The organism is Streptomyces griseus subsp. griseus, from assembly GCF_003610995.1.
Taxonomy (GTDB): domain Bacteria; phylum Actinomycetota; class Actinomycetes; order Streptomycetales; family Streptomycetaceae; genus Streptomyces.
In genome coordinates, this window is record NZ_CP032543.1 from 3,271,506 (window position 1) to 3,280,116 (window position 8,611).

The 8,611-nt window shown below is 73.2% G+C and carries 8 protein-coding genes; 5 read left to right on the forward strand and 3 right to left on the reverse strand.

What is annotated here, in order from left to right:
• The first annotated feature begins 90 nt into the window (after positions 1-90).
• Complete coding sequence (locus tag D6270_RS14760) at positions 91-1,764, forward strand: bifunctional 3'-5' exonuclease/DNA polymerase (RefSeq protein WP_109164973.1); 1,674 nt, start codon at positions 91-93, stop codon at positions 1,762-1,764.
• 101 nt (positions 1,765-1,865) lie between these two features.
• Here D6270_RS14760 and D6270_RS14765 read toward each other — a convergent pair whose 3' ends face one another.
• Together D6270_RS14765 and D6270_RS14770 are read right to left on the reverse strand one after the other, a co-directional pair.
• Entirely contained in the window at positions 1,866-2,762 is an 897-nt protein-coding gene (locus D6270_RS14765; protein ID WP_109164972.1) for a dioxygenase family protein, read from the reverse strand.
• A 94-nt stretch (positions 2,763-2,856) separates the two neighbouring features.
• On the reverse strand, positions 2,857-4,236 hold the full coding sequence (locus tag D6270_RS14770) for a carbohydrate-binding protein (RefSeq protein ID WP_109164971.1): 1,380 nt from the start codon (positions 4,234-4,236) through the stop codon (positions 2,857-2,859).
• Between the two features lie 256 nt (positions 4,237-4,492).
• Here D6270_RS14770 and D6270_RS14775 point away from each other — a divergent pair, with 256 nt between their 5' ends.
• From D6270_RS14775 to D6270_RS14790, 4 genes are all read left to right on the forward strand, one after another.
• Entirely contained in the window at positions 4,493-5,176 is a 684-nt protein-coding gene (locus D6270_RS14775) for a phosphotransferase (protein WP_109164970.1), read from the forward strand.
• 127 nt (positions 5,177-5,303) lie between these two features.
• On the forward strand, positions 5,304-6,248 hold the full coding sequence (locus tag D6270_RS14780; protein ID WP_109164969.1) for an ABC transporter ATP-binding protein: 945 nt from the start codon (positions 5,304-5,306) through the stop codon (positions 6,246-6,248).
• A complete protein-coding gene (locus D6270_RS14785) occupies positions 6,245-7,219 on the forward strand; it encodes an ABC transporter permease (protein WP_109164968.1) in 975 nt (324 codons plus the stop codon). Before D6270_RS14780 ends, D6270_RS14785 begins: the two co-directional genes overlap by 4 nt.
• Before the next feature lie 46 nt (positions 7,220-7,265).
• Positions 7,266-7,670 (forward strand): GntR family transcriptional regulator, encoded by a 405-nt coding sequence (locus tag D6270_RS14790; RefSeq protein WP_204117212.1) that lies wholly within the window; start codon positions 7,266-7,268, stop codon positions 7,668-7,670.
• Positions 7,671-7,702: 32 nt separating this feature from the next.
• Here D6270_RS14790 and D6270_RS14795 read toward each other — a convergent pair whose 3' ends face one another.
• Positions 7,703-8,611, reverse strand: a complete 909-nt coding sequence (locus D6270_RS14795; protein ID WP_109164966.1) for a proline iminopeptidase-family hydrolase — start codon at positions 8,609-8,611, stop codon at positions 7,703-7,705.

The window sequence follows — 8,611 nt, forward strand, 5'->3', positions numbered from 1 at the left end:
CCGTCCGGGCGCGGTGGGTGGCCGTACCGGACAGGACGGCGTGGGCCACGTTCCGAGCTGGTGTCAGTGGGGGGTGCCAGACTCGCACCCATGACCGGACGGGAACGGTGGGCGGTGGCGGCCGCGGACGGGGGCGGGGCGCTGCTCGTGCCGCTCGCGGGGGACGGTGCGCCCGCCGGGCCGGTCCTGGCCGAGCCCGATCTCGTCGAGGCGGTCCGCTCCCGGCCCGAGGTGGCCCGCTGGGTGTGGCGGTCCACCGCCGAGCTCTACCCCCGGCTGCTCGCCGCCGGGGTCCGCGTGGAGCGGTGTTACGACATCGAGTGCGCCGAGCTCCTGCTGCTCGGGCACGCGGGGCGGCTCGGTGAGCCCCGGTCCGCGGCCGCCGCGCTGGCCCGGCTGGAGAACGCGCCCGTGCCGCCGGACCCGCCCGCCCGCTCCGCCGAACCGGGCGCCCAGTCCTCCCTCTTCGAGCCGTCCTCCGGCCCCGGGGTCCCCTTCGAGGGGCTGCTGCGGGTCTACGCGGACCAGGTGCGCCGCCACGACACGGCCGAGCACCCGGACCGGATGCGGCTGCTGACCGCATCGGAGTCGGCGGGGATGCTCGTCGCGGCCGAGATGCACCGGGCGGGGCTGCCCTGGCGGGCGGATGTGCACCGGGAGGTGCTGCACGGGCTGCTGGGCGAGCGGTACGCGGGCGGCGGCGAGCCCCGCAGGCTCGCCGAGCTGGCGGACGAGGTCTCGGCGGCCTTCGGCAGACGGGTCCGCCCCGATCTGCCCGCCGATGTCGTGAAGGCGTTCGCACAGGCCGGGATCTCCGTGAAGTCGACCCGGCGGTGGGAGCTGGCGGAGCTGGACCACCCGGCGGTCGAACCGCTGATCGCGTACAAGAAGCTGTACCGGATCTGGACCGCACACGGCTGGAGCTGGCTCCAGGACTGGGTGCGCGAGGGCCGCTTCCGCCCGGAGTACCAGCCGGGCGGCACGGTCAGCGGCCGCTGGACGACCAACGGCGGCGGGGCCCTCCAGATCCCCAAGGTCATCCGGCAGGCCGTCGTCGCCGACGCGGGGTGGCGCCTGGTCGTCGCGGACGCCGACCAGATGGAGCCACGGGTGCTGGCCGCGATCTCCCGCGACCGGGGCCTGATGGAGGTGGCCGGTCATGACGGCGACCTCTACAAGTCCCTCTCCGACCGGGCGTTCCACGGCGACCGCGAGCACGCCAAGCTGGCCCTGCTCGGCGCGGTCTACGGCCAGACGTCCGGGGACGGGCTGAAGAACCTGGCCGCCCTGCGCCGCCGCTTCCCGCTCGCCGTCGCCTATGTCGACGACGCGGCGCGGGCGGGCGAGGAGGGGCGCACGGTGCGGACCTGGCTGGGCCGCACCAGCCCGCCGGTCGCGCTGGCGGGCCAGGACGAGGAGGCGGGCATCCCCCAGGAGGGCGGCGAGCCCGTCTCCGACGGGGGTCTGGCCCGGGCCAGGGGCCGCTTCACCCGGAATTTCGTGGTCCAGGGCAGCGCCGCCGACTGGGCCCTGCTCCTCCTGGCCGGGCTGCGCCGCACCCTCCATGAGCAGGGGCTCCGCGCCGAGCTGGTCTTCTTCCAGCACGACGAGGTGATCGTGCACTGCCCGGCCGAGGAGACCGCCGCCGTGACCGAGGCGATCCGGGCGGCCGGCGAGCTGGCCGGACGGATCGCCTTCGGGGAGACGCCGGTGCGGTTCCCGTTCACGACGGCGGTCGTGGAGCGGTACTCGGACGCGAAGTGAACGGGCCCGCCGGGGAGGACCGCACGCGGAGGCGCCCCGTTCACGCGCCGGACGGCGTGAACGGGGCGCGGGGCGGTGGTGCGCCTGCGCTGCTGCCGCGTCTACCCGCGTTCCCACAGCGCGGGGACGTGCGGCGGCTCCCAGCCCGTCAGGGACTGGTGTGCCTGCCGGCAGCGGTAGGCGACCCCGCCGTAGGTGACGCGGTCTCCCGCGCGGTAGGAGGTTCCGGGCGTCCAGGTGCCGCCCGGCGGATCGGTGGGCGGGCTCGTGGGCGGATCGCTCGGGCCGGGTGTCTGGGCGACGTCCAGCACGAAGTCGAAGGTGCCCTGGCGCCCGTTGCCCACGCTGCGGACGTTCATCAGCAGCCTCGGGTCGAACAGGGCGTCGGTGTTGTTGCGCGGCTCACCCGGGAAGTAGAGCTGCGTGGTGAGGATGCGGCCCCCGGGGGCCTGGGCCTTCACATGGATGTGGCGGGTGCGCCCCGGGTAGAGGCCCGGGACGATCGTGGTGAGGCTGAACGCCCCGTCGGCACCGGTGAACTGGTGCCCCCGGAAGCCGTACTGGGCCATGTCGTACGACCCGTTGGTGTCGGCCTGCCAGAAGTCCAGGAGCGCCCCGGAGACGGGGCGGCAGGCCCGCCCGAAGACGTAACCGCTCACGGTGAGCGGTACGCCCGGGGTGCCCGGCGTCACCAGGCTGGTGCGCCGCGGGGAGTCGGGCTTGAAGTACGGGCCCTCCATCTGCGGCGGTGTCGGGTCGTCGCCGTCGTCGCACTGCGGGGTGGGGGCCGGCAGAGCGCCCCCGTCCGACGGTGCGGCGTCCCGGGCGAGCGCGACGCCTCCTCCGGCGAGCAGAGGAGCCGCGCTCGCGACGATCGCGGCCTTCAGGAGGCCTTTGCGGCTGATCCGCCGCGGGTCGGCCGACGCCGTGTCAGAGGTGGTCGCCTCTTCGGAGGCGTTCGGCTCGTGGGGGGTTGCGTTGTCCTTTTGTGGGGTCATGACAGATTCCTCGGAGTCCTCGGTGCGGGGAGGCGGAGAGGTTCAGGAGGTTCGGTGACGCCGGGCCGGTCAGGTGGAGGCCGCCGGGTGGCGGTCAGACGCGCTGCCAGAGGGCCGGGACGGCGGCCGGGGTCCAGCCGGCCTGGGCCGTGTGCGCCTGGAGGCAGCGGTAGGTCGCTCCGCCGTACGTCACGGTGGCGCCGACGGCGTACGACGTACCGGCTGCCCAGGTGCCGCCCGGCTGGTCGGTGGGCGGCGGTGTGGTGGGCGGGGTGGTCGGCGGAGTGCCGCCGCTGGTGACGAGCGTCAGCCCGTACGCCTGGAGGGCGGGGAGGAGCGGCTGGAAGTACGTCGTACCGCCGGCGGAGCAGTTGCCGGAGCCGCCGGAGGTGACGCCCTGCGCCTGGCTGCCGGAGATGTACGCGCCGCCGGAGTCGCCCGGTTCGGCGCAGACGGAGGTGCGGGTCACGCCGGAGATGGTGCCCTCCGGGTAGGTGACGCTGGTGTTGAGCTGCTGGATCGTGCCGCAGTGCCAGCCGGTGGTGGACCCGGAGCGGCAGACCGAGGCGCCGACGACGGACGGGGTGGAGCCGGTGACGGTCACGTCGCCGCGCCCGTAGCCGTTGACCAGGGGCCGCGGCACCCAGTTGGCGTTGGTGGCCACCCAGGCGTAGTCACGGCCGGGGAAGGTCGACCCCTGGAAGGTGCCCTGGGCCTGCTGGTTGACGCCGTTGGTGGTGGTGCCGGCCCGGCCGCAGTGGCCGGCGGTGACGAAGCCGTTCTGGGTGGAGCCGCGCGTCACCGAGAAGCCGACGGAACAGCGGCCTCCGCCGCCCATGTAGTACGCGTCGCCGCCGCGGATGTCCGCGAGGGCGCGGGGCCGCTCGGTGGTGCGGGCGACGGTGACCAGTTGGTCGCCGACCCCGGCGGCCCTGACGAACGCCTCGGCGGCGGAGGTGCTCGCTCCGTTCACCACGACCCGGTTGGCCGCGACATCGACGTACCAGACGGGCACGTTCTTCGGGGTCTTGGCCAGCGCCGCCTTGTCGAGGGCGGCCTTGGCCGCTTCGAGCCGGTCCAGGCTGTGGCCGACGACCACCGCCTTCGCGCCCGCCTCGGTGATGAGGGCGGCCTCCGAGGCGTCGGTCGTGGCGACGGTGAGGTCCGCCGTGTCCCCGCTGACGCGGGCCCCGGCGAAGCTGGTGCCGAGGGACTTCTCCAGGCCGGCTGCGATGGCGGCGGCGCGGTACTCGCCCGCTATCCGGGTCCTGGCGGCCTCCGCGTCGAGTCCGAGGTCGCGCTCCATGGCGGCCAGCAGGCCGGGCGAGAGGCTGTCGGCGGAGGCGGCCGGGGCGGTGACCGCCGGAGGACCTGCGGACGCCACTCCGGTCAGTCCCGCGAGGGCGAGCGCACCCACGGCCACCGTGGCGGTTGCGGTGGCGAGCACGCGTCTGCGGAGGTTGGTGTTCTCCACGTAACTCTCCTTGTTTCAGGGGGGTGTCCGGGTCCGGTGGGGGTTGGTCCGGACCAAGGAATTGCCGACACCGTAGCCGCGCGCGGACCGGGCACAGGAGATCTCGTTCACCCCCTCCTCCCGCGTTATGGGGCCTCCCGCGCCATGAGGGGCCTGCCGCGCCGTGGGGGGCCCACGGGCCCGCCTCGCCGCGTGAAGGCGCACGAAGCCACCCGATCCCTCCCTTTCGCCGGTACGCCCGGGTAGGTTCGGCCCCATGCACACAGGGCAACTTCTGGGCTCGGGACGCACCGCCGACGTATACGAACTCGACGGCTCCTGGGTCCTTCGCCGCTACCGCGACCGCTCCGACACCACGGAGGAGCTGGCCGTGATGTCGTACGTCCGCGCCTTCGGGTACCCGGTGCCGCGCATCGGCCCGCCCACCGACGGCGCCCGCTCCACCGACCTGGTGCTCCAGCGGCTGGCCGGCCCGACCATGTCCGAGGCCCTGCTGGCGGGGGCCATGGGTGCCGCCGAGGGGGGCGCGCTGCTGGCCCGGCTGCTGCGCGAACTGCACGCGATCCCGCCCCGCGTCTCGGCCGATCCGCAGGCCTGCATCCTCCACCTCGACCTGCACCCGGAGAACGTGATGCTGACGGACCGGGGTCCGGTGGTGATCGACTGGTCCACCGCCACGGAGGGCCCGCCCGGCCTGGACCGGGCGATGTCGGCGCTGACCCTGGCCCGGGTGGCCCTCGACCCGGAGTTCCCGGCGCCGGAGGCCGAGGCCCGTACGCTCCTGGCGGCGCTCCTCGCGGAGCTGGCCGGCGACGGCGGCACCGACGCCGCCGACCTGGCCGGCGCCCGGGCCCGCCAGCACGAGAACCCGTTCCTGACGGCACCCGAACGCGGCTGCCTGGACGCCGCCGTGGCGATGGTGCTGGGCTGCGCGCCCTGACGGACACCCACCCCATCTGACTCCCCCTCCCCGACCTCACCGGTGCGCGTATCGGCGTGCCCTTGACAGGCGTCCCCTCAGAACACCATGATTCCATTAATTGACTAGTGGAATCGAGGCGAGGCGCGTGGCAGACACGAGCACTCCGAACGGAACCGCGGGCGGCTGGGCCCTGGAAGCCCGCGGCCTGGGCAAGCGCTATCTCGGCAACTGGGCGCTGCGCGACTGCTCCTTCCGCGTCCCGGCCGGACGCATCTGCGGGCTGGTCGGACCCAACGGCGCCGGCAAGAGCACCCTGCTGGGCCTGGCGACCCGTCAGGTGCAGCGCACGAAGGGCTCGTTGAGCATTTTCGGCGTCCCCGTCGACGACCCCGCCGTGCTGCCGAGGATCGCCTTCCTCGGCCAGGACAAGCCGTTGTTCAAGCGGTTCACCGTGGCCGACACCCTGCGGCTGGGCGCCGAGCTCAACCCCGGCTGGGACGCGGCGGCGGCGGAGCGGATCGTACGGTCCGGAAACGTTCCGGCGCACGCGAGGATCGGCACGCTCTCCGGCGGGCAGCGCACCCGCGTCGCCTTCGCGCTCGCCTTCGGCAAGCGCCCCGACCTGCTGCTCCTGGACGAGCCGATGTCGGACCTCGACCCGCTGGCCCGCGACGAGATGAGCACGCTGCTGATGGCCGAGGCCGTCGAACGCGGCACCACGGTGGTGATGTCCTCCCACATGCTGACCGAGCTGGAGGACATGTGCGACTACCTGCTGGTCGTCGCGGAGGGCCGGATCCGGATGGCAGGGGACGCCGACGCGCTCGTACCGGCCCACACCCTGGTGACGGGCGTGACCCGGGACGGGGCCCTGCCGGCCGAGCTGGACCGGCACACCGTGGTCGAATCCCGCGTCCAGGGACGGCAGTTCCAGGCGATGATCCGGCCGAAGGAGCCGCTGTCCGCCGACTGGGAGAGCGTCGAACCCTCCCTGGAGGAAGTCCTGCTCGCCCATCTCCGCTCACCGGACGCACCCTCGCTCTACACCCAGGGCGCCCGCGTCGACGCCGAAGGGACCCAGGCCGCATGAGCACCCCCACCCTCACCGAGAGCCCCGCCGCACTCCGCCCCCGGCGCCGCCTGCTGCGCGGCCTGCCCTGGCTCGTCGTGCGCCAGCACCGCACCGCGCTGGCCTGCATCCTCGGCATCACCGTGCTCGGCACCCTCTGGATCGTGTACCAGCGGTACGAGATGGTCCAGCTCCTCGACGCGCGCGGCTGGCCGGAGAAGGGGGTCCGGCACTCGGTCGACGAGAGCCGGGGCTACGGCTACGTCTCCTCCCTCCTCTCGGGCCTCCCGCTGATCCTCGCCGTCTTCGTCGGCGCCCCGCTGATCGCGGGGGACCGGGAGAACGGCACCGCGCAGCTGGTCACCACCCAGTCCGTGACCCGCCGCCAGTGGCTGGTCGCCAAGCTGGGATTCGCCTACGGCCTCGCCCTGGTCTGCGGCCTGGTGCTCTCGGCCGCCTTCACCTGGTGGTGGCAGCCGCACCGCACCCTCTTCTTCTCCAAGTGGGTCGAGGGCCCGATCTTCGACAACACGGGACCGGTCCTGCCCGCGCTGCTGCTCTTCATGACCGCCGCGAGCATCACCATCGGTGTGCTGCTGCGCCGTCTGGTGCCCGCCATGGCGGTGGCGCTCGCCTTCACCGGAGTCTTCTCCTACCTCTGGGACGAGATCCGGGTCCGGCTCGGCTCCACCCAGATGTTCACGTACCCGATGGAGAGCGAGCTCCCGGCCCGCTTCGACCAGGCGTACGAGGTGGACCGCTGGGTCGGCAACGCGCAGGGGGAGCTCTTCGGCTGGGGGACCTGCGCCGAGGCCACCGAGAAGGCGCAGAACGCGTGCATCAAGGAGCACGGGATCATCAACGACGTCATCGAGTACCTCGACTACGACCAGATGGCGGCGATGCAGTGGACCGCGGCCGGCATCCTGCTCGCCGGGACGGCGCTCCTCACGGCGTTCGTGCTGTGGAGGGTCTCGCGCCGCCCACTGTAGGGGCCGTGCGCATCCTCTACGTAAAGTGTCGGCAATCGAGCGGAAGGTGAAGTCCGTGGTCGTGTTCCGCATCGACCGGCGCAGCGGGGTGGCGACGTACCTCCAGATCGTCCGCCAGGTCGAGCAGGCGCTGCGCATGGGAGCCCTGGAGGAGGGCGACCGGCTGCCCACCGCGGCTCAGGTCGCCGCCACGACCAAGGTCAACCCGAACACCACGCTCAAGGCCTACCGGGAGCTGGAGCGGGCGGGCCTGGCCGAGGTGCGCCAGGGAGCGGGCACGTTCATCACCCGCTCCCTCGTCCAGCCCCAGTCCGGCCCCGGCTCACCTCTCCGCGCGTCCCTGGGCGAGTGGATGGACCAGGCCCGGGCGGAGGGTCTGACGGGCCAGGACGTCGAGGCCCTGTTCCGCTCGGCGTTCGAGGCGGCCTATCCGGAGGGGACGACCGGCTGACGGACCCGACCGTACGTGGGTGGGTCGCGGGGTCAGTGGGGAGCGTCCAGGCCGTCGAGGAAGGTCTCCATGACCTCGGTGAAGCGTTCGGGCTCCTCCAGGTGCGGGAGGTGGCTGGACTCCTCGAAGATCTCCCACCGGGCCCCCGGGATGAGGTCCTGGTAGGGCTGCACGGTGGCGGGGGTGGCCTCGTCGTGGCGTCCGGAGATCAGCAGGGTGGGCACCGCGACGTCGGGGCAGAACTCGGTGACCGACCAGTCCCGCAGGGTGCCGTTGACGTGGAACTCGCTGGGGCCGTTCATCGCGTAGTAGACGGTGGGGTCGTTGTACACCTCGAAGAAGGACGCGAGGTAGTCGCGCGGCCAGGGGGTGAGACGGCAGACGTGGCGCTCGTAGAACACGCGCATCGCGGAGTGGTACTCGTCGGAATCGGTCGTACCCGCCGCCTCGTGGCGGAGCAGCGTGTCGTTGACGCCGGGCGGGAGCTGGTCCCGGAGGATCTTCGCCTCCTGGAGCCACAGGGGGTAGGAGGCGGGCGAGTTGGCGATGACGAGACCGCGGAGACCGGCGGGGCGGGAGGCGGCGTGCCGGGTGGCGAGCATGCCGCCCCAGGACTGGCCGAACAGGACGTAGTCGCCGGCGATGCCGAGCCCGTCCAGGAGGTTGTCGAGCTCGGCGGCGAACAGGTCGACCGTCCAGAAGTCAGGTCCCCGGTCGGGCAGATGGGTGGATCCGCCGTTGCCGAGCTGGTCGTAGTGCACGACGGCACGGCCCCCGGCGGCGAGGCCGGACAGGTTCTGGAGGTAGTCGTGGGTGCTCCCGGGGCCGCCGTGGACGACCACGAGGGCGGGGCGGGGCGAGGAGAGGTCCCCGGTCACCCGGTACCAGGTCTCGTGTTCGCCGAACCGTACGGTGCCTTTGCTGCTGGGTGCGACGGTCAT

Excerpts from the sequence above, each read along its gene's own strand:
- D6270_RS14795 (WP_109164966.1), bottom strand. The coding sequence starts at position 8,611 with ATGACCGTCGCACCCAGCAGCAAAGGCACCGTACGGTTCGGCGAACAC.
- D6270_RS14785 (WP_109164968.1), top strand. The coding sequence starts at position 6,245 with ATGAGCACCCCCACCCTCACCGAGAGCCCCGCCGCACTCCGCCCCCGG.
- D6270_RS14760 (WP_109164973.1), top strand. The coding sequence starts at position 91 with ATGACCGGACGGGAACGGTGGGCGGTGGCGGCCGCGGACGGGGGCGGG.
- D6270_RS14775 (WP_109164970.1), top strand. The coding sequence starts at position 4,493 with ATGCACACAGGGCAACTTCTGGGCTCGGGACGCACCGCCGACGTATAC.
- D6270_RS14765 (WP_109164972.1), bottom strand. The coding sequence starts at position 2,762 with ATGACCCCACAAAAGGACAACGCAACCCCCCACGAGCCGAACGCCTCC.